Origin of the sequence: Megasphaera massiliensis (assembly GCF_000455225.1) — a bacterium.
Taxonomy (GTDB): domain Bacteria; phylum Bacillota; class Negativicutes; order Veillonellales; family Megasphaeraceae; genus Megasphaera; species Megasphaera massiliensis.
Genome location: NZ_HF954558.1, coordinates 55,335 through 79,502, shown reverse-complemented (window position 1 = coordinate 79,502; position 24,168 = coordinate 55,335). Strand labels below are relative to the sequence as shown.

Below are 24,168 nucleotides of genomic sequence, written 5' to 3'. Positions count from 1 at the left end.
CTGGTCTCCGCTTCGCTATTCGTGAAGGCGGCCGTACCGTTGGTGCCGGCGTCGTTTCCGAAATCGAAGGCTAAAATACACCTGCAGCAGATTGCTTCTGCTGTTATAAGGACGAACTGTTACTATGTAGCAGTTCGTCTTTTTCTTTAGCATGATAGAGAGACATGTAATGTATGTTAAATCGGTCAGAAAAATTTTGAAATGACTTGAAAAATCCTTGCGTCATGCCGCTTTTTGTAGTAAACTAGGTAGGTACGCGACAACAGGGAAATACTCTCTAAACGCGCTAAACTATGATATAAGATGTTGCCCGCACCGCGGGGAAACTCTTATGGAGCAGTCTATTCAACGAAATAGACGTTAGGAGGAATTAAGTAATGGCAAAACAGGAAAGAATTCGTATTCGCCTTAAAGCTTACGATCACAAAACGCTTGATCAGAGCGCGGCGAAAATCGTCGACACGGCGAAACGTACCGGTGCAATGGTATCCGGACCGATTCCGCTTCCGACAGAAAAGAACATCTTCACGATTCTTCGTTCTCCCCATGTTAACAAAGACTCTCGTGAACAGTTCGAACTCCGTACGCACAAACGCTTGATCGATATCCTCGAAGCATCGAACAAAACCGTTGATGCCTTGACCCGTCTCGATCTGCCGGCTGGCGTAGACATCGAAATCAAATTATAGGAGGAGGTGCGATTATGTCTAAAGCTATTTTGGGTAAAAAATTAGGTATGACTCAGGTCTTCACCGAAGAAGGCGCAGTCGTCCCTGTAACCGTCGTCGAAGCTTCCCCGAACGTAGTTGTACGCGTCAAGACCGTTGATACGGACGGATACAACTCCATTCAGCTCGGCTATGGTGAAATCAAAGAAAAACATCTGACGAAACCCGTTAAGGGTCAATTCGACAAAGCAGGCGTTGCTCCTGTTAAGTATCTTCGCGAATTCCGTTTGACAGATACGCCGGAATATACGGCAGGCCAAACTCTGGCAGCTGATATTTTCGCAAGCGGCGATCTCGTCGACGTAATTGGCACCAGCAAAGGTAAAGGGTTTGCAGGTACTATCAAACGTCACGGTTTCCACCGCGGACCGATGGGTCACGGCTCTAAATCTCATCGTGAACCCGGTTCTCTCGGACCTATGACCAGTGGTGGCGGCGGTAAAGTCGTCAAGGGTAAAAAACTTCCTGGACAAATGGGTGGCAACCAGGCAACCGTTCTTCATCTTTCGATCGTTAAAGTCGATATGGATAAGAACCTCATCTTGGTTAAAGGCGGCATCCCGGGCGCTAAAGGCAGCTTGGTTATGATTCGCGATACCGTAAAACCCCGCTAATAGTTGTCTACAGGAAGGAGGATAAAATATAATGCCAAAAGTAAGCACGTATAATATTGCCGGTGCACAGACCGGTGAAATCGAATTGAACGATAGCGTATTTGGCGTTGAAGTGAACGAAGCCGTTATGCGTCAGGCCGTTCTCCGTCAGCTCGCCAACCAGCGCTTAGGCACACATTCCACTAAAACTCGCGGCCTCGTTCGCGGCGGTGGCAGAAAGCCTTGGAAACAGAAAGGAACCGACCGGGCCCGTGTAGGCAGTAACCGCAGCCCGTTGTGGGTTGGTGGCGGCACCATTTGGGGTCCCCATCCGCGCTCTTACGAACAGAAAATGCCTCGTAAAGCTCGCCGTCTGGCTGTTAAATCCGCTTTGAGCGATAAAGTCAATACTAATGAATTGTTCGTCCTCGACGAAATCAATCTCGCAGCTCCGAAAACGAAAGAAGTTGTTACGCTCATCAATAACTTCAAATTCGCCGGTGAAAAAGTTCTTTTCATCACCGACAACGATGAAGTTGTAGAACGCTGCGCACGCAACATCAAAGGCGTTAAAGCCATTTCTACGACTGGCGTAAACATCTTTGATCTGCTCCACTACACGAAATTGTTCGTTACGAAGAGCGCTGTCGCTAAGATTGAGGAGGTGCTCGCATAATGAACATGCATGATCTCTTGTTAAAACCGGTCATCACCGAAAAAACGACGATGATGATGTCTGATGGCAAATATACATTTAAAGTACCGCTCCATGCTAACAAAGTTGAAATTCGTAAAGCTGTTGAAGCCATTTTCGGCGTCAAAGTTAAAAGCGTAGCAACACTTCGCACGATGGGTAAATTCAAGCGCATGGGCAAATACATCGGCAAGCGCCCGGATTACAAAAAAGCCATCGTAACCCTTCAGGAAGGCGAAACCATCGAATTCTTCGAAGGAGCTTAAGCATTTAACGAATAAGGAGGAGGCACTACAATGGCCATTAAATCATTTAAACCGTACTCCGCTAGCCGCCGTTTCATGACTGTTTCGACATTCGAAGACATTACGGCGTCTAAACCGGAAAAATCCTTATTGGTCAAAGTAACCAATAAGGGCGGTCGTAATAACAGCGGCCGTATGACTGTCCGTCATCAGGGCGGCGGTCACAAACGCCGTTACCGTTTGATCGACTTCAAACGTATTAAAGACAACATCCCGGCAAAAGTTGCGACGATCGAATACGATCCGAACCGCTCTGCCAATATCGCCCTTCTGTTCTATGCAGATGGCGAAAAGAAATACATCATCGCTCCGAACGGTCTTAAAGTTGGCGACGTCGTTTACAGCGGTCCCGAATCGGATATCAAGGTTGGCAATGCTTTGCCGCTCCAGAACATCCCCCTCGGTACCCTCGTACACAACGTTGAAATGAAAATCGGCAAGGGCGGCCAGATGGTTCGTTCCGCCGGTGAATCGGCACAGCTCATGGCTAAAGAAGGCAACTATGCACTTCTTCGTCTGCCGTCGGGCGAACTTCGTCAGGTACACATCCGCTGCCGCGCTACCATCGGTGTCGTAAGCAATACGGATTATGAAAACATCACGATCGGTAAAGCCGGCCGTTCCCGCTGGTTGGGCGTTCGCCCGGGCAACCGTGGTGTCGTCATGAACCCGTGCGATCATCCTCATGGCGGTGGTGAAGGTAAGGCTCCTGTTGGTCGTAAACGCCCGGTTACTCCTTGGGGTAAACCTGCTTATGGCGTCAAGACTCGCGACTCTAAAAAAGCTTCCAATAAGTTTATTGTGAAGAGACGTAAATAAGTGTTGAGGAAAGGAGATAACTAAGTGTCCAGATCCATTAAAAAGGGCCCATTCGTAGCACATCATCTCTTGAAGAAAATCGACGCTATGAACGAAGCCAACGAAAAGAAAGTCATCAAAACCTGGTCCCGTGCATCGATGATCCTGCCGAACTTCGTCGGCCACACGATTGCTGTTCACGACGGCCGGAAACATGTACCTGTCTATATCACGGAAGATATGGTAGGTCATAAATTGGGCGAATTTGCACCGACTCGTACATTCAAGGGTCATGCTAAAGCCGAAAAAGTAACCAGATAAGAAGGGGGTAACATAAATGGCAGTAAAAGCTGTTACGAAACACATTCGCATTGCTCCCCGTAAAATTCGGATTGTTGCTGACTTGGTTCGGGGTAAAAACGTCGGCGAAGCTATCTCTATCTTGAAATTCACTCCGAAAGTGGGTTCTCGTGTAGTTGAAAAGACTTTGCGCAGTGCCGTTGCTAATGCGGAACACAATAACGATATGGACGTTGCAAAATTGTTCATTTCTGAAATTTTTGTTGACCAGGATTCCACGATGAAACGTATTCATCCGCGCAGCCGTGGACAGGCTTTCAAAATTCTCAAGCATTCCAGTCATTTGACGGTTGTTGTTGACGAAAAAGCATAAGGAGGGAAATGTAGTGGGTCAGAAAGTTAATGCCCATGGATTCCGCGTCGGCGTTTCCAAACCATGGGACGCAAAATGGTATGCAGAAAAAGATTACGCTGCACTCTTAAATGAAGACGTTAAGATCCGTGAATTCTTAAAGAAACAGTTATACATTGCAGGTGTTTCCCGCATTGAAATCGAACGCTCTGCAAAACGTATCAAATTGGTTATCCATACTGCTAAACCGGGCATGGTCATCGGCCGTGGCGGCGCAGGTATTGAAGATATTAAAAAAGCGTTGAAAGCCTTCACGACGAAGACTGTCGACGTAAACATTGCTGAAATCAAACAGGCCGAAATGGATGCAACCTTGGTTGCTGAAAACGTTGCCAGCCAGCTCGAACGCCGTATCGGCTTCCGCCGCGCTATGAAACAGTGCGTTGGCCGCACGATGCGTATGGGCGCTAAGGGTATCAAAATCATGTGCTCCGGCCGTCTTGGCGGTGCTGAAATCGCTCGCAGCGAAAGCCTCCGCGATGGTTCTATTCCCTTGCACACGCTCCGCGCTGACATCGACTATGGCTTTGCTGAAGCTCATACGACGTATGGCTGCATCGGCATTAAATGCTGGATTTACAAAGGTGAAATCCTCCCGGAAGCTAAAAAAGCTCCGAAAAAGCACGAAGGGAGTGAAGCGTAATGTTAATTCCAAAACGTGTCAAATATCGTAAACAGTTCCGTGGCCGTATGAAAGGCCAGGCACATCGTGGTAATAAAGTCGCTCATGGTGAATATGGTCTCGTCGCTCTCGAACCGTCGTGGATTACGAACCGTCAGATCGAAGCTGCCCGTATCGCTATGACACGTTACATCAAACGTGGCGGTAAAGTTTGGATCAAGATTTTCCCGGACAAACCGGTTACGGCAAAACCGGCTGGTACTCGTATGGGTTCCGGTAAAGGTGCTCCGGAATACTGGGTTGCTGTTGCAAAACCGGGCCGCGTACTCTTTGAAATGGGTGGCGTAAGCGCAGAAGTTGCTCGTGAAGCAATGCGTCTCGCTGGCCATAAGCTGCCGATTAAAACGAAGTTTGTTGTTAAAGGTCAGGAATTAGGTGGTGAATAAAATGAAGGTTAAAGAAATCCGTGCGCTGAGCGCTGCCGAAATGGATGAAAAAGTGGTTAGCCTGAAAGAAGAATTGTTTAACCTCCGTTTTCAACATGCGACCGGCCAATTAGAAAATCCAATGCGTATCCGCGAAGTTAAGAAGACAATCGCTCGCATCAAAACGGTACAGCGTGAAGCAGAACTGAAAGCGCAGGCGTAAGAACGTCCATAATTGGAATCTAAAAGGAGGTCACAAGCACAGATGGAAAGAAATGAACGTAAAATTCGCGTAGGTAAAGTAGTCAGCGATAAAATGGACAAAACAATTGTCGTTGCTGTAGAATATAAGACACAGCATAAGCTGTATAAAAAGCCGATCATCTCGACGGTTAAATTTAAAGCCCACGATGAAAACAACGAATGCCACATTGGCGACGTCGTTCGTATTGAAGAAACCCGTCCGCTGTCCAAACAGAAACACTGGAGAGTCGTGACGATCGTAGAAAAAGCTAAATAAGCTTCATTAATTAGGAGGTTAAGCCATGATTCAGCAAGAAACTATGTTGAATGTTGCCGACAATACTGGTGCCAAGAAAATTTTGTGCATCCAGGTCATGGGTGGCTCGTATCGTAAATATGGCAACATTGGTGATATCATTACAGCATCTGTTAAAGATGCATCACCCGGTGGCGTTGTCAAGAAGGGCGATGTAGTCAAAGCTGTTATCGTCCGTTCTAAAAAGGGTTTGCGCCGTGCTGACGGTTCCTATATCCGTTTCGACGAAAACGCCGCTGTCGTAATCAACAACAATGATAAAAGTCCGAAAGGTACTCGTATTTTTGGGCCCGTTGCCAGAGAACTGCGTGAAAAAGATTTCATGAAGATTATCTCCCTGGCTCCGGAAGTATTATAAGGAGGGGGTGTTCTCAATGGGTAAAATGCACGTTAAAACAGGCGATACGGTCATTGTCATTGCCGGTAAAGAAAAAGGCAAAAAAGGCAAGGTCATCGCAACGTATCCGAAAAAAGACCGCGTCGTAGTTGAAGGCCTTAACCAGGTTAAGCGCCACACGAAACCGAGTCAGAACAATCCTCAAGGCGGCATTATCACCAAGGAAGCTGCTATCCATGTTTCCAACGTAATGCTCGTAGATCCTGAAAGCGGCAAACCGACTCGTGTCAAAATGGTCCAGCAGGCCGACGGCACTAAAGTTCGTACAGCCGTAAAGAGCGGTAAAGCTATCTAATAAGAAGGGAGGCCCTTGAGAGTGTCCAGATTAAAAGACAAATACCTTTCCGAAGTTGTGAAAGGTTTACAGGAAAAATACAGTTATAAAAATGTAATGCAGATTCCGAAGGTTACCAAAGTTGTTATCAACATGGCCGTTGGCGAAGCTGTTACCAACTCCAAAGCCTTGGATGCTGCTGTTAGCGATATGACCATCATTTCCGGTCAGAAACCGATCATCACGAAAGCTAAGAAATCTATCGCAGCTTTCAAAATCCGTGAAGGCATGAACCTCGGCTGCAAAGTTACGCTTCGCGGCGAACGCATGTATGAGTTCCTCGATAAATTGATGAACTTGACGCTTCCCCGTGTCCGTGACTTCCATGGTGTCAGTGCAACCGGCTTCGACGGCCGCGGCAACTACACCCTCGGCCTGAAGGAACAGCTTATCTTCCCGGAAATCGAATATGATAAGGTTGATAAAGCTCGCGGCATGGATATCACCATCGTTACGACGGCTGCGACCGACGAAGAAGGTCGCGACATGTTGAAACTGATGGGCATGCCTTTTGAAAAGTAATAGAGGAGGATAACATACATGGCAAAGAAATCGATGCTTGAACGTGAAAAGAAACGTGAAAAAATGGTTGCCAAATACGCTAAGCTTCGTGCTGAACTCAAAGCAAAAGGCGACTATGAAGCACTTTCTCAGCTGCCGGCTAACGCATCTCCGGTTCGTCTGCACAACCGCTGCAAAATAACCGGCCGTCCTCACGGTTATATGCGTAAATTTGGCATCTGCCGCATCACATTCCGTGAACTGGCTTATAAAGGTCAGATCCCTGGCGTTAAAAAAGCCAGCTGGTAACACGTATTCCATGGAGGGAGGTTTTTAGATTATGGCAATGACCGATCCGATTGCGGATATGCTCACAAGAATCCGTAATGCTAACTCGGCATATCACGAAAAAGTAGAAATCCCTGCTTCGAAGATTAAAGCAGCAATGCTCGACATCCTCAAAGAAGAAGGTTTCGTCAAAAACTACGAATCCGTAAACGAAGGCAAAACGCTGAAAGTTACGTTGAAATATGGTTCTAATAAAGAAAAAGTAATTACCGGCATCAAGAGAATTTCCAAACCGGGCCTGCGCGTATACGCTGGCAAAGAAGAACTCCCGCGCGTTCTCGGTGGTTTGGGGATCGCTGTAATTTCTACGTCTCAAGGTGTTATGAGCGACAAACAGGCTCGTAAACTCGGCTTGGGCGGCGAAGTTCTCGCTTACGTCTGGTAAATTTTGGAGGTGTCAATATGTCCCGAGTAGGTAGAATGCCTATTGATATTCCGGCAGGCGTAAATGTAAACCTCGATGGCCACGTAATTACCGTAAAAGGCCCGAAAGGCGAACTCACACGTACGCTTCACCAGGATATGAAAGTCACAATTAATGACAACGTTATCACTGTAGAACGTCCGTCTGACGATAAAAATCACCGTGCACTGCACGGCCTCACCCGCGCACTCGTAGCCAACATGGTTAAAGGTGTTTCGGAAGGCTTCAAAAAGGAATTGGAAATCGTCGGTGTTGGTTACAGAGCACAGATGAAAGGTAAGAAACTTGCCTTGACTCTTGGTTTCTCCCATCCCCTCGAACTCGACGCCCCGGCCGGTGTTACCATCGAATGCCCGAGTGCTACGCAGATCCACATTTCCGGTGCAGACAACGAAGTTGTCGGTGAATTCGCTGCTAAAGTTCGCGGCTACCGTCTCCCTGAACCGTATAAGGGCAAAGGTATCCGTTATGTTGGCGAACATGTCCGTCGTAAAGCCGGTAAAGCTGGTACTAAGAAATAAGATTTAATTAGAAAGGAGTGAATTCCTTGAATAAGAGTAAAAACACAATCCGTTTGAAACGGCATTGGCGTTTACGCAAGAACATCAACGGCACGGCAGAACGTCCGCGTCTCAACGTTTTCCGCAGCCTTAACAATATTTATGCCCAGGTCATCGACGACGTAAACGGCGTAACCTTGGTTGCAGCAAGCTCTTTGGACAAAGAACTGAAAGATCAGAACGTCACCGGCGGCAACGCTGAAGGCGCAAAATTGGTAGGTGCTTTGGTTGCTAAACGAGCTGTTGAAAAAGGTATTACGACTGTCGTTTTCGACCGTGGCGGTTACATCTATCACGGCCGTGTTGCAGCTCTCGCTGAAGCAGCTCGTGAAGCTGGCTTGAAATTCTAATCAAGGAGGAAATAACACATGGCAAAAGTTGACCATGCAGGTCTCGAATTACAGGAAAATGTAGTATTCATCAACCGTGTTGCTAAGGTAGTTAAAGGCGGCCGTCGTTTTTCCTTCAGTGCCCTCGTTGTTGTCGGTGACGGCAATGGCCGTGTTGGCGCAGGTTTAGGTAAAGCCGGTGAAGTTCCTGAAGCAATCCGTAAAGGCGTCGAAGACGCTAAGAAACATATGATTTCCGTTCCGTTGAAAAACGGTTCCATTCCCCATAAAGTTACGGGTATTTTCGGCGCAGGCCAGGTATTCCTGAAACCGGCTGCTGAAGGTACTGGCGTCATTGCCGGCGGCCCGGTTCGTGCCGTATTGGAACTGGCTGGCGTCCGCAACATCCTCACCAAATCGATCGGTTCTTCCAACCCGAACAACATGGTTCAGGCTACGCTCGAAGGTTTGAGCAGCTTGAAGGATGTCAATAAAGTTGCTGAACTCCGTGGCAAAACTGTAGAAGAAATTTACGGTTAATAAGGAGGATATAACAAGATGGCTCAGGTTAAAGTTACACTCGTAAAGAGTTTGGCTGGCCGTCCTGGCGATCAGCGCGCAACCATCGTTGCCCTCGGTCTCCACAAGACGAACTCCAGCGTAGTAAAAGAAGTAACCCCCCAGATCAAAGGGATGCTTCATAAAGTAGAACACTTGGTAAAAGTAGAAGAAATTTAATATAGAAGGAGGTGCGCTGAATTGAAACTTCATGAAATGAGTATTGTTCCTGGTTCCAAGAAAAAACGTAACCGCGTCGGCCGTGGTATCGGTTCCGGTAACGGCAAAACGGCCGGTAAAGGTATGAAAGGTCAGCTTTCTCGTAGCGGTGGCGGTAAGCGCCCGGGCTTCGAAGGTGGCCAGATGCCGCTGTATCGTTTGCTCCCGAAACGTGGTTTCACCAACATTTGGGGTAAAGAATATGCAGAAGTTAATGTTTCTGTACTCAACCGCTTTGAAGACGGCACGACTGTCGATCCCGTTGCTTTAGTCGAAGCTGGCATCGTTAAGAATGTCCGCGACGGCATCCGCATCCTCGGCAATGGCGAACTCGAAAAGAAACTGACCGTCGTAGCCAATGGTTTCACGAAATCTGCTAAAGAAAAGATTGAAGCTGCAGGTGGTAAGGTTGTAGTACCGGGAGAAGAACCGGTAGCAGAACAGTAGGGGTGATTTGCGATGTTAGAGAACATCCAAAACGTACTTAACGTTCCGGAATTCCGGAAACGGGCGGTCTTCACTCTTATTATGTTCGTCGTTTTCAGACTGGGTGTACACATCCCCGTACCGGGTGTCGACTCGTCGGTCATTGAAAACCTCTTCAGCAGCGGCAACTTGTTCGGATTACTCGACTTGTTTGCCGGTGGGGCACTGAGTAAGTTCTCCATCCTGGCCATGAGCATCACGCCGTACATCAACGCGTCGATTATCATGCAGCTGCTGACCGCCGTCGTTCCAACGTTTGAACAATGGGCCAAGGATAATCAAGAAGGCCGCGATAAGATCCAAAAGGTCACGCGGTACGGTACGGTTGTCCTGGCATTGATTCAGGCCTTTGCCATGAGCTATGCACTGAAAGTCAACGGTGCGCTCATCGTCGACAGCTGGGCTATGGTCGTCATGGTATCACTGATTCTTACGGCAGGGACTTGTTTCCTCATGTGGCTCGGTGACCAGATCACAGCCGGCGGCATCGGCAACGGCATTTCGCTGATCATCTTCGCCGGTATCGTAGCGCGTTTCCCCCAAGGCGTCATGACGATTTATCAGTATATTCAGGCCGGTTCGATTAATATCTTCCAGGCCTTACTTTTTGTCGTTATCGCTTTGTTCATGATCATTGTGGTCATCGAAGTTACGCAGGGACAGCGGCGCGTTGCGGTACAATATGCAAAACGCATTGTCGGTCGTAAGATGTATGGCGGCCACTCGACACACATTCCGCTGAAAGTCAACCAGGCCGGCGTTATCCCCATCATCTTTGCATCGTCTGTACTGATGTTCCCGATTACGATCGCACAGTTCGTACAGAATGACACAGTCCAATGGATTGCCAGCTACTTTGCATGGGGCACCGTTACCAATACGGTCATGTACGCCGTTCTGATTATGTTCTTCACATATTTCTACACGGCTATTTCGCTGAACATCCCTCAGCTTACGGAAAATATGCAGAAGTATGGCGGCTTCATTCCGGGCATCCGTCCGGGTCAGCCGACTGCCCTGTATATCGATCGCATCATGACGAGAATTACCCTCGCCGGTGCCTTCTTCTTAGCATTCATCGCCATCCTACCGAACTTTATCGGTTGGATTACTGGCATTGAAGGGGTTTACTTCGGCGGTACAGCCATCCTCATCGTCGTCGGTGTTGCCATCGATACGATGAAGCAGGCAGAATCCTTAGTTTTGAATAGACAATATCAAGGATTTATGAAATAATAAGGGGGTAGTTTGAGTGTATATTCTTTTAATGGGCCCTCCGGGCGCCGGTAAAGGTACCCAGGCTGAACGATTGATTGACAAATATGGTATTCCCCAGATTTCGACAGGCGATATGTTCCGGGCAGCTGTAAAAGAACAGACTCCGCTCGGTCTTGAAGCCAAAAAGTATATGGACAACGGCCAGCTCGTACCCGATGCTGTTACCGTAGGAATTGTCAAGGAACGTCTTTCTAAAGACGACTGCAAAAAAGGCTTTATCCTCGACGGCTTCCCGCGTACGACCAGCCAGGCTGTATCCCTCGATGCCATCCTTCGGGATCTCGGCATCAAACTCGATGGCGTCATCAACATCGCCGTTCCCGATGAAGAACTCATCAAGCGGACGACGGGCCGTCAGATCTGCCGCTCTTGCGGTACGACATACCATGTCACATTCAAACCGTCCAAGGTAAAGAACGTTTGCGATAAATGCGGCGGTGAATTATACCAGCGCGACGACGATAAAGTTGAAACCGTCAAAAAGCGTCTGAGTGTATACGCTGCACAGACGAAACCGCTCATTGACTACTATAAAAATTCCAATCTCTATATTGAAATTGATGGAGAACAGAATATGGATGATGTATACAAAGACATCATCGCTAGTCTTGAAAAGAGTAAATAAGCATGATCATCTTAAAATCAAAACGGGAAATTGAATATATTCGCGACGCTGGCCGTATTACGGCCAATGCCTTAGCTCTCATGAAGAAGCTGGCAAAGCCCGGCATTACGACGGGTGAGCTCGACCAGCGCTGTGAAGACTATATCCGCAGTTGCGGCGCTTTTCCGAGCTGTAAAGGTTATTATGGATTCCCGGCAACTATTTGCGCCAGCGTAAATGAAGAAGTCGTCCATGGGATTCCTGGCCATCGTAAGCTTAAAGATGGCGATATAATCAGCGTTGATTTAGTTGTAAATAAAAATGGCTACCATGGCGATTCGACGGTAACGATTCCTGTCGGCCACGTGAACCCGGCAACCCTCAAATTACTGAAGGTTACTGAAGAATGCCTTTATAAGGGCATTGAACAGGCTGTAGCCGGCAATCACCTTGGCGATATCGGTCATGCCGTCCAAGCCTACGCTGAATCCTTTGGGTACAGCGTCGTCCGAGATTACGTCGGACACGGCATTGGCACGGATATGCACGAAGATCCGGAAGTACCGAATTACGGTATGCCCGGTCACGGCGAATTGTTGGAACCGGGCATGGTCCTGGCTCTGGAACCGATGATCAATATGGGTACGGAAAAGGTCCGCCAGTTGAAAAATGGCTGGACCGTCGTCACACAAGACGGCAAACCGGCAGCCCACTTCGAACATACAGTAGCGATTACGGAAAACGGCCCTGAAATTCTGACCTTACCGGATGAATGATGGAACGAACTCCGATGATACCTGTCTGCACGGTCGTAGAATGCCTGGCAGGCAAGGATAAAGGCTGCTTGTATGTTGTTGTCGGCAGTTTGGCTTATCCCTACGTATGGATTGCTGACGGTAGAAAGTACAACCTGGATAAGCCGAAGAAAAAGAACTGCCGGCATCTCCGGATATTGGGAACGAGCGTATCTGAAGGAAGCGCTGGTCCCGTGAGAATCAGCAATGAATGGATACGGTCCGTCTTAAACCGGGCTATGAAGAATTGACCAGGGAGGTTACTATGTCGAAGGTAGATGTCATTGAAGTAGAAGGCGTCGTCGTTGAAGCCTTACCAAACGCCATGTTCAAAGTCAAACTTGAAAATGAACACATCGTGTTGGCTCATGTCTCCGGTAAAATGCGTATGAATTTCATTCGTATCCTTCCGGGCGACCGGGTCACACTTGAATTGACACCGTATGATCTGAATCGCGGTCGCATTACATACCGCTTTAAGTAAGAGTATTACGCAGGAGGTTAATAATGAAGGTAAAACCGTCAGTAAAGAAGATTTGCGAAAAATGCAAAATCATTAAACGTAAAGGCCGTGTCATGGTCATTTGCGAAAATCCGAAACATAAACAGAAACAGGGTTAATAAGCAGGAGGTGAATGAATAGATGGCACGTATAGCCGGTGTGGATTTACCATGTGATAAACGAGTTGAAATTGGTTTGACTTACATTTTAGGTATTGGTCTTTCTTCTTCCCAGCAGATTCTGGCGAAGACTGGCGTAAACCCGGATACCCGCGTTCGCGATTTGACGGAAGACGAAGTACAGAAAATTCGTGAAGTCATCGGTTCTGATTATAAAGTTGAAGGCGATCTTCGCCGCGACACAGCACTCAACATCAAACGCCTGATCGAAGTTAATTCGTATCGCGGCAAACGTCATCGCGCAGGTCTTCCCGTTCGCGGTCAGCGCACCAAGACCAATGCACGTACGCGTAAAGGTCCGAGAAAAGCTGTAGCAGGTAAGAAGAAATAAGATTCTTTAAGTAAGGAGGGAAACGATTTTGGCTAAGAATGTCAGAAGCAATAAAAGAAAAGAAAAGAAACATGTAGAATCGGGTGCAGCTCATATTCGTTCTACATTCAACAATACAATCGTTACGATTAGTGATACAAAAGGCAATGCACTGTCTTGGGCAAGTGCCGGCGGCCTCGGTTTCCGCGGTTCCCGTAAGAGCACTCCGTTTGCTGCACAGATGGCTGCTGAACAGGCTGCAAAAGCAGCTATGGAACATGGCCTTCGTCAGGTAGAAGTCTTCGTAAAAGGTCCGGGCTCGGGTCGTGAAGCTGCTATCCGCGCATTGCAGGCAGCTGGTCTCGAAGTAAACTCCATCAAAGACGTAACGCCTATTCCGCATAACGGTTGCCGTCCGCCTAAACGGAGACGCGTATAATCGATGATTAACCAAGGTGTTTTGATTCTGAAATAGGAGGATTTTCCTGATGAGCGAAGATAACAAATTTAAAGTTAAAACCGTCGAAGTCAACGACGGCGGTACCTATGGAAAATTCGTATGCGAACCTCTGGATCGGGGTTACGGAATCACATTGGGTAATAGTTTGCGGCGTGTCCTCCTGGCATCACTGGATGGCGTAGCAATCACTTCGATTAAAATCGATGGTGTTCTTCATGAATTTTCGACTATTCCCGGTGTTCGGGAAGACGTTTCGGAAATCATCCTTAACCTCAAGCAGGTTCGGATTAAATTCCTGGATGATGATGTAGATGAAGTTGACATCACTATCGATATCTCTGGTGAATGTGAATTCACTGCAAACGATCTTAACGTAAACTCAGACATTGAAATTTTAAACCCGGATCTCCATATCGCAACCCTCGATACGGAAGCTGACATCCACATGCAGTGCCATATCGAACGCGGTAAGGGCTATGTTCCGTCCACGCAGAACAAGAAAGAAACGGATATGATCGGCGTTATTCCCATCGATTCCATCTTCTCTCCCATTGTGCGCACGAACTACAGCGTTGGCAATATCCGGGTAGGCAACGAAATGGACTATGATTCGTTGACCCTTGAAGTAACGACAGATGGCAGCATCACGACTGAAAATGCCGTTGCTAAGGCTGCATCGATTATGATCAGCTACTTAAACTACTTCCAGAACATCGCTACCGATGCAAAGGTAAACGATGAAAAAGCTATCTTCACTGACGACGATGGCGAACCCGTGGAAGAATCGACCGAACCCGATAAGGGCAAAATCAAGATTGAAATTCTTGACCTGTCTGTCCGCGCTTCGAATTGCCTGAAACGTGCAAATATTTACACCATTGGTGATCTCACCGAACGGACGGAAGATGACTTGTCGAAGATTCGCAATCTCGGCAAGAAATCTGTCGATGAAATTATTGAAAAGTTAGAAATGCACAACTACTACTTAAAATCGAGTAATGAAGAATAGTTCGAGGAGGATGAACAATGGCTTATAGAAAGTTGGGACGAGACAGCTCCGCACGTAAAGCATTGCTGCGCAGCATTGTCACCTCTTTATTCCAGCATGAACGCATTGAAACGACGGAAGCAAAGGCAAAAGAACTTCGCAAAGTCGCTGATAAGATGCTTACCCTCGCAAAACGCGGTGATCTCCACGCTCGCCGTCAGGTTTTGGCATACGTGATGGATGAAGATGTTGTCAAAAAACTGTTTGACGAAATTGCACCGAAATACACCGACCGTCAGGGCGGTTATACTCGCATCATTAAGACTGGCGTTCGTCAGGGCGATGCTGCTCCGATGGTAATCATCGAGTTAGTATAAACGTATGAATGAGAAGGAGCTGTCCTGAGACAGCTCCTTTTTGTATATGCTCATCCGGAGGTTCCGGAAAGGGCGCCATTTTCTGGAAAAGGAGTGATACTATGCCGTATCGTATGATGTTAGCCGTAAATTTCACCCCGGAAAGACTGGAACAAGTTAAACTGTTGGCCTTGCTTACGAAATCGAAAATCAAGGCCGTAACGGATGAAGAAAAGGGAGAAACCGTCGGCAAAGTGCTGGGGCTGACCGATGAAGAAATCGCCGAAATCTCGGCTATGCGACAGGACACGGAAGAAGCGAGAGTTCATGAAAAGATGAATGAAGATGAAAACCTGCCGCCGGTTACGAAAGAAGCCCTCATTCTCTGTGGTTTCGACAATAAAGTCGTCAATCTCCTCTTGGACAGCATTCGCCGAGGCCGTTTGAAAAACGTACCTTTAAAAGCCATGCTGACACCCAATAACATTTCTTGGACCATTGAAACGATTTTGCAGGAGCTTTCGAAAGAGCACGAATATTTCCATAAAAAGAGGTAAGGACTATGCGTCCAACGACACTTTGCTTTCCCGTTCGATCGGACGGGAAAGTTTTGTTAGGCCGAAAGAAACGCGGCTTTGGCGTCCGTAAGTGGAACGGTTTCGGCGGTAAAATAGAAGGCGGAGAAACTTTTTTGCAGTGCGCTGTAAGAGAACTTCGGGAAGAAACGGGTTTAATGGCCGATGAAGGAGATTTTGAATTGGTCGGCTTCCTGGACTTCCATTTTAGTGCTGCACCTGAACTGGATCATATCGGCTACGTCTACATCCTGCGCCACTGGCAGGGGGCAGTCTGTGAAAGCGAAGAAATGGAGCCCCGCTGGTTTGCACCTCATGACTTTCCGTACGACGAGATGTGGAAGGGCGACCGGACCTGGGTTCCCATGGTACTAAAAGAAGACTGTGTGAAGGGCATCATTACCTTTGCTCCCGATGGAGAAACCGTTCAGGATATGGAACTTCAGCCCTTTTATCCGCAGCGGCTCGAAGATTAGTTTTTGGCTGAAAGGCGGCAGACCGGAATGAATCGTGATTTCGTGATTTCACAATTTAAAAGCTATGTGGCAAATTTTGACGCTGTCGATGAGGGAATTTCGCTGAAATTCGCCCATTCTTTGCGGGTCAGCGCTTGGTGTGAAAGACTGGCAAGGGCCTTACACCTTTCGCAGGATGACGTGGATTTAGCTTGGATTATCGGTGTCCTTCATGATATCGGGCGGTTTGAACAACTGCGGGAGTACCATACGTTCATCGATTATCAGTCTATGGATCATGCGAAATATGGGGCACGGTATCTATTTCAGGATGGTCATATCCGTGATTTTTGGCAGGATGACAGTCAAGATGCTGTCATGGAAGCCGCTATTTCTCAGCATAATGTGTATCGACTGGCCGATGACTTATCTCCGCGGCAGCGACTGTTTTGTCAGCTCATCCGCGATGCCGACAAGCTTGATATCTTTAAAGTCTGTGCCGATGGCCTGCGTAAAGGTCAGAATGTGTGGCGTGTCGATGACAGCGACGTTGAAAACCAGCCTATTTCAGAGGCAGTCATGAAAGAAGCCCGGCAGAAAAAACTCGTTCCGACCCAGGTGAAAAAGACTTTTATGGATTTTTATGTCGGTACCCTTTGTTTTTATTTTGACCTCGTCTATGATGAGAGCCGGAAACTGGCCAGGGAGCAGGGGTATTTCGCAGAGCTTCTCCGTTTTCATTCACAAAATCCGGACAGTGAGGCGAAATTGAATGAAATACGCTTCCTCATCCAAGGCGACTGAATTTTTCCGGCATCTCGATGTCGGATCCTATCAATACGTAATGGAGGGCCTATCAACGTGGAAATTTTGATTACTGGCGGTGCCGGGTTTATTGGATCGCATATCTTGGAAGCTTTACAGGGGCGGCCGGATATAAAGGTCGTCGTTTTCGACAATTTATCCGGCGGGTCCCGCGAACATGTACCGGCCGGGATGGAGCTGATTGAAGGGGATGTCTGCGATCAGGAAGGGCTGGATACCGTATTCAGAAATCATTCCTTTGCGGCTGTCATCCATTTGGCGGCCCAGACGATGGTTCCGTTCTCTGTATCGCAGCCGATTGTCGATTGCCGGATTAATTTAGAAGGCGTCCTTCAGGTCTTGGAAGGATGCCGAAAATACAAGGTCCCACACATTCTTTTTTCATCGAGTGCTGCCGTTTATGGGGATAATTTAAATATTCCTCTGGATGAAGGAGAGCGCTTGGTGCCGACGTCGCCTTACGGTGTTACCAAGATGACGACGGAACACTACTTGAGAGTATATCATGAGCTGTATGGGTTGGACGCTACGGTGTTTCGCTTTGCCAATGTCTATGGTGAACGGCAGGGGGAAAAAGGCGAAGGCGGTGTCGTCAGCATTTTCTGTAAACTCTTATCGGAAAATCAAGGGATTACCGTCTATGGTGACGGCAATCAGACGCGGGATTTCGTCTATGCCGGTGATATTGCCCAAGCTATTATCCGGTCCCTGCCTCTTACGGGCTATCATACGATAAACGTCTCGACCGGAACTGAAACCAGCATCAACGAACTGATCGAAAGCTTTGAAAAAGCCGTGGGTCATGCCGTTTCTGTTGACTATAAGGAAGCCCGTACCGGCGATATCCTGCGGTCGGTCTTAAGTAATAAGGCTTTGGAATCGCTCCTTTCCTTTGTGCCTCCGACGGATCTTGCCGAAGGGATTCGCCGCACCTACGAGTGGTACTGCCGTGCCGCTGCTAAGTGAGGGGCATCGCCTTGACAGGTATGGTAAAACATGACACAATTAATTAGATATGCCTATATAAGTATACAGGAGGAGAGCTCATGGCAGATGATAGAATCATTGTGGCTTTGGATGTCCATTCACTGGAAGACCTGAAGAAGCTCGTAGAAACACTGGGCGACCGTGTTTCTTTTTATAAAGTCGGCATGGAACTGTTTTACAGCGCCGGACCCGATGCGGTGCGGTACTTAAAGGATCAGGGAAAACACGTTTTCCTCGATTTGAAAGTACACGACATTCCCAATACTGTCGGGCAGAGCATTCGCGCTTTGACTCGCCTTGGCGCAGATTTCATGACCCTTCACGGGACCGGCGGCCGGGCCATGATGGAAGCGGCAGCCGAAGCCGTCCATGATGAAGCGGAAAAATTAGGCATCGAACGGCCGCGTTTGCTGGCAGTTACGGTATTGACCAGCATCGATGAAGACGCTTGGAAAGAGATCGGCGGTCGAGACTGCATTGCTGATTCGGTAAAGAATTTAGCGAAAATTGCCAAAGAAGCCGGTATCGATGGTACCGTATCGTCGCCGTATGAAGCCAAGGAAATCCGTTCGATGAACGGGCCGGACTTCCTCATCGTCACGCCGGGTATTCGGCCGACTTTTGCCGTTGCCAATGACCAAAAGCGCTTCACGACACCGTCTCAGGCACTGCGCGACGGAGCTTCCCATTTAGTTATCGGCAGGCCGATTACCAAAGCGGACGATCCGAAAGAGGCAGCCGCAAAGATTTTAGCAGAAATTCAGGGGGTATAACTTATTATGTTGACAGAAGAAGAAGTAAGACAGTTATTAGTCGAAACCAAGGCCGTATTGGAAGGTCATTTTCTCTTGACATCGGGACTTCACAGCCCGCTGTATGTCGAAAAGTTTAATGTCCTTCAGCATCCGGAATATACGGAAAAGCTTTGTAAGGAACTGGCTGAACGCTTTAAGGATCAGAATGTACAGACCGTTATGGGACCCATGACCGGCGGCATCCTCTTGGCTCATGAAGTCGGCAAAGCTCTCGGAACGCGGGCTATCTTTACGGAACGGGAAAAGGGCGTCATGACTTTGCGCCGCGGGTTCCATATCGAACCGGGTGAACGGGTCCTTATCGTCGAAGATATCGTAACCACCGGCGGATCGGTTCAGGAAGTCGTCGATGTCGTTAAAAAAGCCGGCGGCGTCATCGTCGGTGTCGGCCTCCTCGTCGACCGCAGCGGCGGCAAGGCTGAATTCGGCGTGCCGAAAGACAAGGTACAGGCCCTGCTTCACTTGACGGTGCCGACGTACAAGCCGGAAGAATGCCCTCTGTGCAAACAGAGTATCCCCATGACAGAACGGGGAAGCCATCATTTAAAATAATCTGGGTCAGGAGTTGTTTTATCCATGGAAATGTTATCGGCCATCGCCCCGTTTTTTGTGGCCGGTTTGATGGGGACCATATTTGCCCGGTTTACGGGAATGAATATGAGCATGTGTGTCCTCCTCCTGTTTTTGTATATGGGAGCCAAACCGGTCGAAGCTATCTCGGCTATGTTGATGTTTAATGTCTTTACGTATTTTACCGTCTATTCGCAGCTTCACGTCATGCGGATCAAAAGCTTTGCCTTTTTCCCCGGCGTGCGGCTGGCCATTCCCATCTTGATTACCGTCGGCGTGGCAGCACTGAATCCCTTTGTCGGTATCGCCTTCTTTATCCTCGTGTTCCTGCTGGAAATCTTTGCCAAGATTTACCGGGAAATGAATCCCAAGTCACGGCCTTCGAAGTGGCAGATCGTCCAGATGGTCATTCCTGCCGGTATCTTAGTGACGATAGGCGCGGCTGCAGTTCAGTTCATTCCGGAAAATTATTACTATATCGTCGGCGGCGTTGCCATTTTGCTGTATGCTGCCATCATGTGGCGCATGGGCGATCGGCGTAAGGGTACGGCTTGGTGGGACAAATGGCTCTACCTGTCGGCTTTGCTTACCGGCCTCAGCGGCATCGATGGGACGGATTGGATTACGGCTATGCGCCGCAATCCTGAATCGGTCCTGTCTAAATGCTTCCCCATCGTCATCAATGGGGCCATGTTGATTGCCCTGGTGGCTTCTTACGCCATGTACCGTTATTTTTCAATCGGTGCCTTATTTGCCACCATCGGTACGGCTGTCGGCATTCGCCTGTTCGGTCTATATGAACATTCCGGTAAGGGCAGCTTCTCGTACCTCACCCTGGGAGTCGCCGTCTTGACAGCCTTAGTATTCATGATCGTCCAGCCTGTACCCCACGGATTCCCCATCGTGCCTATGGCTGATGAAACAGGTTTCTTTAGCTTTTAAATGAGTGAGGATGCATCGTCTTGATGAGTTCTCCTTGCATTAGGTATGAGCCATCCGTAAATATCATAATAATGTGCCATCCCCTTACGTTAGATTTAAGGATTAACGTAAGGGGATATTTTTTAGAAAAGTGTAGTTAGAAGCTAGAGAGCTGTTGTCATAAATATTTACAAGGGAGACAGGATATGGGACCTTAGCGAACGAATATAATAAAGATAGAGAGCATAAGGCGATTTTATGAATCCGGCAGCAATCGTGGCGGCCAAGGAGGCGTTCGGTTCTGTCGAATCGAAACCGGAGAAGATCATCTTTTACAAGTGCGCGTGGAGATGAACTTTTGATTACCGTATGTTACTTGGAAAATATATAATACTTTGCAAGGTCTGAGGAGGTACGATTGATGTTCGATAAATCTAAGTTAGCGGACGTTCTGGTTCGATACAAGAAAGATTTCTTGCCTAAGCGCTGGGAAAGGGAAAAATACAAATGGGAAGCGGTTAAATGTTTTCAAGACAACTGGGATGCAGAGGCGGCTGATTTTGCCGCCATGCTGGAAAAATCCCTGGCCAAGACCGATAATCTGCTTACTTCTAGGAATAACTTTCCCAAAGGTATGATTACCGGATTTGCCAAGAATGCTCCCGAGAAAGTTCGCTCCATGTATAGGGACCTCTTTGATGAGAGTAAAGAAGTCTATGATCGCATTGCTGCCTTTAAGAAACAGTCTTCTGTTCTTCTCGATACATACGGCAACGGAGCTAAACAGCACTATCAAAATGAAAACGCTATAACAACCTATCTTTGGCTGCGGTATCCGGATACATACTATATTTATAAGCTCAGCGAGGTAAAAAAAGTAGCTGATGTCTTAAACGGTGATTATCGGTTTAAGAAGGGAGCCTATAGGGATAACCTTCAACATTTTTACAAACTCTATGATGAAATCTGTGCGGAACTGAAGCAAGATACGGAGCTGGTGGAGCTCTTTCGAAATCATCTTACCGATGACTGCTATCCGGATCCGGAGTTGAAAACACTGACCTTCGATGTCGGCTTCTATATCAGTCGGGACTATTCCAAAGACGATAGGAATGAACATGATGGGTGGTGGCCGAAAGCCTCGGAGTATGATCCGGGATTGACGGAAGAGGAATGGGTGATGCTCTTGCAGGATAAGGAGGTCTTTAACGAAAGTTGCCTCCAAATTATGAAACGGCTCAAAGATTCTGGCGGAGAAGCTACCTGCACCGAGCTTTCTAGTAAATACGGAGAATCAAAGAATTTCTATAATACGAATTCATCTGCCTTGGCAAGGCGAGTCGCGGAAAAGATCGGTTGTCCCCTGCCGCCGGATCGCAATTCCAGAGACTCCAAATGGTGGCCTGTTCTGTATGTCGGAAAATACGCATCCAAGAAGGATGGAGGCGGTTTTATATGGAAACTTCGGGAACCCCTTTCTAAGGCACTTGATCACATTGATTTGAGCGGCGTCGATCTCTTCGCAGCGTCTGATGATGAAATGGCTGAACCTTCCTACTGGTGGATGAAGGCCAATCCAAAAATCTGGAGTTTTTCTGACCTCTCAGTCGGCGAAGTGGAGGCCTATACACTATATAACGAAAACGGCCATAAGCGAAGAATATTCCAGAATTTTATCGATGCCAAGGCCGGTGATCTCGTCATCGGATACGAAGCGAATCCGGTAAAGCAGATTGTTGCCCTTGTCCGGGTTAAAGCAGAAAATGATGGAAAGAAGATATTTTTTGAAAAGACCGAAGGCTTGTCATCTCCTATCGACTACCAGATACTCAAGGCCAGTCCGGAATTAAAGGAGATGGAATTTTTCCGGAATCCGAATGGCAACTTTTTAGGTTAACCAAGGATGAGTATGAATTCATCATGGATATGATTCGCGATGAGAACCCGCTGCATCCGGACGTGGCACCGACTCGGTATACAAAGGATGATTTTCTGTCGGAAGTCTATTTGACCGAGGAGGACTATGATCGTCTGACAGAAGTGCTGCTTAATAAGAAAAATGTCATCCTGCAGGGGGCGCCCGGCGTCGGAAAGACATTCTGTGCCAAGAGGTTGGCGTATTCTCTGATGGGGGAAAAGAACGAAAGTCAAATTGAATTCATTCAGTTCCATCAGAGTTATTCCTATGAAGATTTCATGATGGGGTACAAGCCGAATGAATCGGGCGGTTTTACGTTGAAAACCGGTGTATTTTACCGGTTCTGTCAGAAGGCTGCCAATCAACGGGATAAAAAATTCTTCTTTATCATTGATGAGATCAACCGCGGCAATCTGAGTCAAATTTTTGGGGAGCTGTTGATGCTGATTGAAAAAGACTACCGTGGTAAGACGGCGACCTTGGCCTACAATGGCATGCCTTTTTCCGTTCCGGAGAACCTTTATATCATCGGCATGATGAATACGGCTGACCGAAGCCTAGCCATGATTGATTATGCCTTGCGGCGGCGGTTCAGCTTCTTTGAACTCGAACCGGGTTTTGAGTCCAAGGGGTTCAGCGACTATAAAGCTGCGATGGATAACGAAACCTTTGATGAACTCATTTCCAAGGTCATCGAACTCAATGAATCGATCCGGCGAGATAAATCCCTCGGAAAAGGATTCTGTATCGGACACAGCTATTTTTGCGGCAAGACGAAAGATACTTGTACCGATAACTGGATGCAGGCTGTTGTAGATTATGACATTCTGCCTATGATTTCGGAATACTGGTTTGACGAGGACAGCAAGATACAGCACTGGGATAATATCCTCCATGGAGTGTTTCAATGACAAAGGATAGAAGCATATTCATAAAAAACATCTATTATATGTTGTCCTACGCCTTCACCATACTAAAACAATCTACCTACGAGACTATCGAGAAAGAGCCTTTTGATAATATCCATAACCTCTTTGCGGCGATTCTGGCTAAAGGAATCGGACGGCAGCTCAAGCAAGGCCTTTATCGAGAGTATACCCATCGCGTGGAAAATCGGCACGTCGTTCGTGGGAAAATTAATATGCCCGGGACGATGAGAAACCGCTTGCAGCACCGCCTGGTTGTTACCTGTGACTATGGAGAACTTTCCGAGGACAATCGGCTCAATCAGATTCTAAAATCGACGGTCATCCTGCTGTTGAAACAGAAGGATGTACAGGACAAGTACAAGGCAGAACTCAAGAAGGAAATGCTGTTTTTTTCGAATGTAGCCGAGATTGATCTAAAACAGGTCCGCTTTTCGGATATTCGCTTTCAGCGCAACAACCGCACATATCAGATGCTGCTTGCCATTTCCCAACTTCTGACAGAAGGTTCACTTCTGACAACAGAACCGGGCGAGTACCGTCTGATGGGATTTTTGGATGGGCAGCGGATGAGCCGGTTGTATGAAAAATTCATTCTCGAATATTATGCACAGGAATTTGGACAGCGGATAAAAGGGTTCTCGGCCCGGGCGTCGCAGATACCTTGGCAGCTCGACGACGGCTTTGATGCCCGGCTTCCGATCATGCAGACAGATATTACGTTGACGTACGGAGGTCAGACCCTCATTATCGATGCCAAATATTACGAGCGGATATGGCAGTCACGTTTTGATGTAGAGACCCTTCATTCTGGGAATCTGTACCAGATTTTTACGTATGTGAAGAACAAAGACGCAGCAGTTGCCGGAACGGGACATCAAGTTTCCGGAATGCTGCTTTATGCAAAGACCGAGGAAGATATTGTGCCGGACAATGTCTATCATATGAGTGGGAATCAGATTTCTGTAAAAACACTGGACTTGAATCAGGAATTTCCGAAGATTGCAGAACAGCTGGACCGTATTGTAAGCGACCATTTCGGGATATGGTAAATTCCTTTGCAATTTATGGGACTGGATCAGTCCGAAAGCAGGAAAATATATTTCTTTGTCG

At 47.6% G+C, this 24,168-nt stretch carries 42 protein-coding genes; all 42 read left to right on the top strand.

Going from position 1 to position 24,168, the window contains the following annotated elements:
- On the top strand, nt 1-74 hold a 74-nt coding region (locus TX77_RS14400; protein ID WP_154862476.1), incomplete at its 5' end, for an EF-Tu C-terminal domain-related protein.
- A 303-nt stretch (nt 75-377) separates the two neighbouring features.
- On the top strand, nt 378-689 hold the full coding sequence (gene rpsJ / locus TX77_RS11225; protein ID WP_014015734.1) for a 30S ribosomal protein S10: 312 nt from the start codon (nt 378-380) through the stop codon (nt 687-689).
- A 14-nt stretch (nt 690-703) separates the two neighbouring features.
- Entirely contained in the window at nt 704-1,342 is a 639-nt protein-coding gene (gene rplC / locus TX77_RS11220; protein WP_044505175.1) for a 50S ribosomal protein L3, read from the top strand.
- A gap of 31 nt (nt 1,343-1,373) precedes the next feature.
- Nucleotides 1,374-1,997: a 50S ribosomal protein L4 gene (gene rplD, locus TX77_RS11215; protein ID WP_044505174.1), complete on the top strand. Its 624-nt coding sequence runs from the start codon at nt 1,374-1,376 to the stop codon at nt 1,995-1,997.
- Nucleotides 1,997-2,281: a 50S ribosomal protein L23 gene (rplW, locus tag TX77_RS11210; protein WP_044505173.1), complete on the top strand. Its 285-nt coding sequence runs from the start codon at nt 1,997-1,999 to the stop codon at nt 2,279-2,281. Before rplD ends, rplW begins: the two co-directional genes overlap by 1 nt.
- A gap of 30 nt (nt 2,282-2,311) precedes the next feature.
- Nucleotides 2,312-3,139, top strand: a complete 828-nt coding sequence (rplB, locus tag TX77_RS11205) for a 50S ribosomal protein L2 (RefSeq protein ID WP_044505172.1) — start codon at nt 2,312-2,314, stop codon at nt 3,137-3,139.
- Nucleotides 3,140-3,163: 24 nt separating this feature from the next.
- Nucleotides 3,164-3,439 (top strand): 30S ribosomal protein S19, encoded by a 276-nt coding sequence (rpsS, locus tag TX77_RS11200; protein ID WP_044505171.1) that lies wholly within the window; start codon nt 3,164-3,166, stop codon nt 3,437-3,439.
- A 16-nt stretch (nt 3,440-3,455) separates the two neighbouring features.
- Nucleotides 3,456-3,791 (top strand): 50S ribosomal protein L22, encoded by a 336-nt coding sequence (rplV, locus tag TX77_RS11195; RefSeq protein ID WP_044505170.1) that lies wholly within the window; start codon nt 3,456-3,458, stop codon nt 3,789-3,791.
- A 13-nt stretch (nt 3,792-3,804) separates the two neighbouring features.
- The gene (gene rpsC, locus TX77_RS11190; RefSeq protein WP_044505169.1) at nt 3,805-4,473 is read left to right on the top strand and encodes a 30S ribosomal protein S3; all 669 of its coding nucleotides are present in this window, start codon (nt 3,805-3,807) and stop codon (nt 4,471-4,473) included.
- Nucleotides 4,473-4,898, top strand: coding sequence for a 50S ribosomal protein L16 (gene rplP / locus TX77_RS11185; protein ID WP_044505168.1), 426 nt, complete (start codon nt 4,473-4,475; stop codon nt 4,896-4,898). The genes rpsC and rplP overlap by 1 nt, the downstream gene beginning before the upstream one ends.
- Nucleotide 4,899: 1 nt before the next feature.
- Entirely contained in the window at nt 4,900-5,100 is a 201-nt protein-coding gene (rpmC, locus tag TX77_RS13450; RefSeq protein ID WP_014015743.1) for a 50S ribosomal protein L29, read from the top strand.
- 42 nt (nt 5,101-5,142) lie between these two features.
- Nucleotides 5,143-5,397, top strand: a complete 255-nt coding sequence (gene rpsQ, locus TX77_RS13445; RefSeq protein ID WP_044505167.1) for a 30S ribosomal protein S17 — start codon at nt 5,143-5,145, stop codon at nt 5,395-5,397.
- 25 nt (nt 5,398-5,422) lie between these two features.
- Nucleotides 5,423-5,794, top strand: coding sequence for a 50S ribosomal protein L14 (rplN, locus tag TX77_RS11170; RefSeq protein WP_044505166.1), 372 nt, complete (start codon nt 5,423-5,425; stop codon nt 5,792-5,794).
- A 16-nt stretch (nt 5,795-5,810) separates the two neighbouring features.
- Nucleotides 5,811-6,128 (top strand): 50S ribosomal protein L24, encoded by a 318-nt coding sequence (gene rplX, locus TX77_RS13440; protein ID WP_044505165.1) that lies wholly within the window; start codon nt 5,811-5,813, stop codon nt 6,126-6,128.
- 21 nt (nt 6,129-6,149) lie between these two features.
- The gene (gene rplE, locus TX77_RS13435) at nt 6,150-6,689 is read left to right on the top strand and encodes a 50S ribosomal protein L5 (protein WP_044505164.1); all 540 of its coding nucleotides are present in this window, start codon (nt 6,150-6,152) and stop codon (nt 6,687-6,689) included.
- Nucleotides 6,690-6,707: 18 nt separating this feature from the next.
- Nucleotides 6,708-6,977 (top strand): 30S ribosomal protein S14, encoded by a 270-nt coding sequence (gene rpsN, locus TX77_RS11155; RefSeq protein ID WP_044505163.1) that lies wholly within the window; start codon nt 6,708-6,710, stop codon nt 6,975-6,977.
- A gap of 31 nt (nt 6,978-7,008) precedes the next feature.
- Nucleotides 7,009-7,401, top strand: a complete 393-nt coding sequence (rpsH, locus tag TX77_RS11150; RefSeq protein WP_044505162.1) for a 30S ribosomal protein S8 — start codon at nt 7,009-7,011, stop codon at nt 7,399-7,401.
- A 17-nt stretch (nt 7,402-7,418) separates the two neighbouring features.
- Nucleotides 7,419-7,961, top strand: coding sequence for a 50S ribosomal protein L6 (gene rplF, locus TX77_RS11145; RefSeq protein ID WP_044505161.1), 543 nt, complete (start codon nt 7,419-7,421; stop codon nt 7,959-7,961).
- Nucleotides 7,962-7,987: 26 nt separating this feature from the next.
- On the top strand, nt 7,988-8,350 hold the full coding sequence (gene rplR, locus TX77_RS11140; RefSeq protein ID WP_081651747.1) for a 50S ribosomal protein L18: 363 nt from the start codon (nt 7,988-7,990) through the stop codon (nt 8,348-8,350).
- Nucleotides 8,351-8,368: 18 nt separating this feature from the next.
- Entirely contained in the window at nt 8,369-8,869 is a 501-nt protein-coding gene (gene rpsE, locus TX77_RS11135; protein WP_044505159.1) for a 30S ribosomal protein S5, read from the top strand.
- Between the two features lie 18 nt (nt 8,870-8,887).
- On the top strand, nt 8,888-9,067 hold the full coding sequence (gene rpmD / locus TX77_RS13430; RefSeq protein ID WP_014015753.1) for a 50S ribosomal protein L30: 180 nt from the start codon (nt 8,888-8,890) through the stop codon (nt 9,065-9,067).
- A 21-nt stretch (nt 9,068-9,088) separates the two neighbouring features.
- Nucleotides 9,089-9,553, top strand: coding sequence for a 50S ribosomal protein L15 (rplO, locus tag TX77_RS11125; protein ID WP_044505158.1), 465 nt, complete (start codon nt 9,089-9,091; stop codon nt 9,551-9,553).
- Between the two features lie 12 nt (nt 9,554-9,565).
- Complete coding sequence (gene secY, locus TX77_RS11120; RefSeq protein WP_044505157.1) at nt 9,566-10,828, top strand: preprotein translocase subunit SecY; 1,263 nt, start codon at nt 9,566-9,568, stop codon at nt 10,826-10,828.
- A 16-nt stretch (nt 10,829-10,844) separates the two neighbouring features.
- On the top strand, nt 10,845-11,495 hold the full coding sequence (locus TX77_RS11115) for an adenylate kinase (RefSeq protein WP_044505156.1): 651 nt from the start codon (nt 10,845-10,847) through the stop codon (nt 11,493-11,495).
- Nucleotides 11,496-11,497: 2 nt separating this feature from the next.
- Nucleotides 11,498-12,250, top strand: coding sequence for a type I methionyl aminopeptidase (gene map / locus TX77_RS11110; RefSeq protein WP_044505155.1), 753 nt, complete (start codon nt 11,498-11,500; stop codon nt 12,248-12,250).
- Nucleotides 12,247-12,519, top strand: a complete 273-nt coding sequence (locus TX77_RS11105; RefSeq protein WP_225070094.1) for a KOW domain-containing RNA-binding protein — start codon at nt 12,247-12,249, stop codon at nt 12,517-12,519. Before map ends, TX77_RS11105 begins: the two co-directional genes overlap by 4 nt.
- 14 nt (nt 12,520-12,533) lie before the next feature.
- A complete protein-coding gene (infA, locus tag TX77_RS11100) occupies nt 12,534-12,752 on the top strand; it encodes a translation initiation factor IF-1 (RefSeq protein ID WP_044505153.1) in 219 nt (72 codons plus the stop codon).
- Between the two features lie 23 nt (nt 12,753-12,775).
- Complete coding sequence (gene rpmJ / locus TX77_RS11095; RefSeq protein ID WP_007391661.1) at nt 12,776-12,889, top strand: 50S ribosomal protein L36; 114 nt, start codon at nt 12,776-12,778, stop codon at nt 12,887-12,889.
- Nucleotides 12,890-12,911: 22 nt separating this feature from the next.
- Entirely contained in the window at nt 12,912-13,280 is a 369-nt protein-coding gene (rpsM, locus tag TX77_RS11090; RefSeq protein ID WP_044505152.1) for a 30S ribosomal protein S13, read from the top strand.
- Nucleotides 13,281-13,308: 28 nt separating this feature from the next.
- Nucleotides 13,309-13,698, top strand: coding sequence for a 30S ribosomal protein S11 (gene rpsK / locus TX77_RS11085; RefSeq protein ID WP_044505151.1), 390 nt, complete (start codon nt 13,309-13,311; stop codon nt 13,696-13,698).
- 49 nt (nt 13,699-13,747) lie between these two features.
- Nucleotides 13,748-14,728: a DNA-directed RNA polymerase subunit alpha gene (locus TX77_RS11080; protein WP_044505150.1), complete on the top strand. Its 981-nt coding sequence runs from the start codon at nt 13,748-13,750 to the stop codon at nt 14,726-14,728.
- 17 nt (nt 14,729-14,745) lie between these two features.
- Complete coding sequence (gene rplQ, locus TX77_RS11075; RefSeq protein ID WP_044505149.1) at nt 14,746-15,084, top strand: 50S ribosomal protein L17; 339 nt, start codon at nt 14,746-14,748, stop codon at nt 15,082-15,084.
- Between the two features lie 101 nt (nt 15,085-15,185).
- Nucleotides 15,186-15,620: a DUF3783 domain-containing protein gene (locus TX77_RS11070; protein ID WP_230198135.1), complete on the top strand. Its 435-nt coding sequence runs from the start codon at nt 15,186-15,188 to the stop codon at nt 15,618-15,620.
- Between the two features lie 5 nt (nt 15,621-15,625).
- Nucleotides 15,626-16,114: an 8-oxo-dGTP diphosphatase gene (locus tag TX77_RS11065; RefSeq protein ID WP_044505148.1), complete on the top strand. Its 489-nt coding sequence runs from the start codon at nt 15,626-15,628 to the stop codon at nt 16,112-16,114.
- 27 nt (nt 16,115-16,141) lie between these two features.
- Nucleotides 16,142-16,897 carry an HD domain-containing protein gene (locus tag TX77_RS11060; protein WP_044505147.1) on the top strand — a complete coding sequence of 252 codons (756 nt, stop codon included), beginning with the start codon at nt 16,142-16,144 and terminating at the stop codon, nt 16,895-16,897.
- Between the two features lie 57 nt (nt 16,898-16,954).
- On the top strand, nt 16,955-17,884 hold the full coding sequence (locus TX77_RS11055; RefSeq protein WP_044505146.1) for an NAD-dependent epimerase/dehydratase family protein: 930 nt from the start codon (nt 16,955-16,957) through the stop codon (nt 17,882-17,884).
- 80 nt (nt 17,885-17,964) lie between these two features.
- A complete protein-coding gene (pyrF, locus tag TX77_RS11050; protein WP_044505145.1) occupies nt 17,965-18,678 on the top strand; it encodes an orotidine-5'-phosphate decarboxylase in 714 nt (237 codons plus the stop codon).
- Between the two features lie 6 nt (nt 18,679-18,684).
- Nucleotides 18,685-19,272 carry an orotate phosphoribosyltransferase gene (gene pyrE / locus TX77_RS11045; RefSeq protein WP_044505144.1) on the top strand — a complete coding sequence of 196 codons (588 nt, stop codon included), beginning with the start codon at nt 18,685-18,687 and terminating at the stop codon, nt 19,270-19,272.
- A gap of 24 nt (nt 19,273-19,296) precedes the next feature.
- Entirely contained in the window at nt 19,297-20,232 is a 936-nt protein-coding gene (locus TX77_RS11040) for a type II secretion system F family protein (protein ID WP_044505143.1), read from the top strand.
- Between the two features lie 400 nt (nt 20,233-20,632).
- Nucleotides 20,633-22,108 carry an EVE domain-containing protein gene (locus tag TX77_RS14200; protein ID WP_230198134.1) on the top strand — a complete coding sequence of 492 codons (1,476 nt, stop codon included), beginning with the start codon at nt 20,633-20,635 and terminating at the stop codon, nt 22,106-22,108.
- Nucleotides 22,109-22,131: 23 nt separating this feature from the next.
- Complete coding sequence (locus TX77_RS14195) at nt 22,132-23,040, top strand: AAA family ATPase (protein WP_230198133.1); 909 nt, start codon at nt 22,132-22,134, stop codon at nt 23,038-23,040.
- Nucleotides 23,037-24,107, top strand: a complete 1,071-nt coding sequence (gene mcrC / locus TX77_RS11030; RefSeq protein ID WP_044505142.1) for a 5-methylcytosine-specific restriction endonuclease system specificity protein McrC — start codon at nt 23,037-23,039, stop codon at nt 24,105-24,107. The genes TX77_RS14195 and mcrC overlap by 4 nt, the downstream gene beginning before the upstream one ends.
- Nucleotides 24,108-24,168 lie beyond the last annotated feature (61 nt).

Bases quoted from the DNA above. Each gene is read 5' to 3' on its own strand.
- TX77_RS11040 (WP_044505143.1), top strand. From the start codon at position 19,297: ATGGAAATGTTATCGGCCATCGCCCCGTTTTTTGTGGCCGGTTTGATG.
- rpsE (WP_044505159.1), top strand. From the start codon at position 8,369: ATGGCAAAAGTTGACCATGCAGGTCTCGAATTACAGGAAAATGTAGTA.
- TX77_RS11070 (WP_230198135.1), top strand. From the start codon at position 15,186: ATGCCGTATCGTATGATGTTAGCCGTAAATTTCACCCCGGAAAGACTG.
- rpmJ (WP_007391661.1), top strand. From the start codon at position 12,776: ATGAAGGTAAAACCGTCAGTAAAGAAGATTTGCGAAAAATGCAAAATC.
- rplW (WP_044505173.1), top strand. From the start codon at position 1,997: ATGAACATGCATGATCTCTTGTTAAAACCGGTCATCACCGAAAAAACG.
- TX77_RS14195 (WP_230198133.1), top strand. From the start codon at position 22,132: ATGGATATGATTCGCGATGAGAACCCGCTGCATCCGGACGTGGCACCG.
- pyrF (WP_044505145.1), top strand. From the start codon at position 17,965: ATGGCAGATGATAGAATCATTGTGGCTTTGGATGTCCATTCACTGGAA.
- map (WP_044505155.1), top strand. From the start codon at position 11,498: ATGATCATCTTAAAATCAAAACGGGAAATTGAATATATTCGCGACGCT.
- TX77_RS11105 (WP_225070094.1), top strand. From the start codon at position 12,247: ATGATGGAACGAACTCCGATGATACCTGTCTGCACGGTCGTAGAATGC.
- rpsH (WP_044505162.1), top strand. From the start codon at position 7,009: ATGGCAATGACCGATCCGATTGCGGATATGCTCACAAGAATCCGTAAT.
- rpmC (WP_014015743.1), top strand. From the start codon at position 4,900: ATGAAGGTTAAAGAAATCCGTGCGCTGAGCGCTGCCGAAATGGATGAA.
- rpmD (WP_014015753.1), top strand. From the start codon at position 8,888: ATGGCTCAGGTTAAAGTTACACTCGTAAAGAGTTTGGCTGGCCGTCCT.
- rplD (WP_044505174.1), top strand. From the start codon at position 1,374: ATGCCAAAAGTAAGCACGTATAATATTGCCGGTGCACAGACCGGTGAA.
- infA (WP_044505153.1), top strand. From the start codon at position 12,534: ATGTCGAAGGTAGATGTCATTGAAGTAGAAGGCGTCGTCGTTGAAGCC.
- pyrE (WP_044505144.1), top strand. From the start codon at position 18,685: ATGTTGACAGAAGAAGAAGTAAGACAGTTATTAGTCGAAACCAAGGCC.
- rpsM (WP_044505152.1), top strand. From the start codon at position 12,912: ATGGCACGTATAGCCGGTGTGGATTTACCATGTGATAAACGAGTTGAA.
- rpsJ (WP_014015734.1), top strand. From the start codon at position 378: ATGGCAAAACAGGAAAGAATTCGTATTCGCCTTAAAGCTTACGATCAC.
- rplQ (WP_044505149.1), top strand. From the start codon at position 14,746: ATGGCTTATAGAAAGTTGGGACGAGACAGCTCCGCACGTAAAGCATTG.
- mcrC (WP_044505142.1), top strand. From the start codon at position 23,037: ATGACAAAGGATAGAAGCATATTCATAAAAAACATCTATTATATGTTG.
- rpsN (WP_044505163.1), top strand. From the start codon at position 6,708: ATGGCAAAGAAATCGATGCTTGAACGTGAAAAGAAACGTGAAAAAATG.
- rplB (WP_044505172.1), top strand. From the start codon at position 2,312: ATGGCCATTAAATCATTTAAACCGTACTCCGCTAGCCGCCGTTTCATG.
- rplF (WP_044505161.1), top strand. From the start codon at position 7,419: ATGTCCCGAGTAGGTAGAATGCCTATTGATATTCCGGCAGGCGTAAAT.
- TX77_RS14200 (WP_230198134.1), top strand. From the start codon at position 20,633: ATGTTCGATAAATCTAAGTTAGCGGACGTTCTGGTTCGATACAAGAAA.
- secY (WP_044505157.1), top strand. From the start codon at position 9,566: ATGTTAGAGAACATCCAAAACGTACTTAACGTTCCGGAATTCCGGAAA.
- rplX (WP_044505165.1), top strand. From the start codon at position 5,811: ATGGGTAAAATGCACGTTAAAACAGGCGATACGGTCATTGTCATTGCC.
- TX77_RS11080 (WP_044505150.1), top strand. From the start codon at position 13,748: ATGAGCGAAGATAACAAATTTAAAGTTAAAACCGTCGAAGTCAACGAC.
- rplC (WP_044505175.1), top strand. From the start codon at position 704: ATGTCTAAAGCTATTTTGGGTAAAAAATTAGGTATGACTCAGGTCTTC.
- rpsQ (WP_044505167.1), top strand. From the start codon at position 5,143: ATGGAAAGAAATGAACGTAAAATTCGCGTAGGTAAAGTAGTCAGCGAT.
- rplV (WP_044505170.1), top strand. From the start codon at position 3,456: ATGGCAGTAAAAGCTGTTACGAAACACATTCGCATTGCTCCCCGTAAA.
- rplP (WP_044505168.1), top strand. From the start codon at position 4,473: ATGTTAATTCCAAAACGTGTCAAATATCGTAAACAGTTCCGTGGCCGT.
- TX77_RS11065 (WP_044505148.1), top strand. From the start codon at position 15,626: ATGCGTCCAACGACACTTTGCTTTCCCGTTCGATCGGACGGGAAAGTT.
- rplN (WP_044505166.1), top strand. From the start codon at position 5,423: ATGATTCAGCAAGAAACTATGTTGAATGTTGCCGACAATACTGGTGCC.
- TX77_RS11060 (WP_044505147.1), top strand. From the start codon at position 16,142: ATGAATCGTGATTTCGTGATTTCACAATTTAAAAGCTATGTGGCAAAT.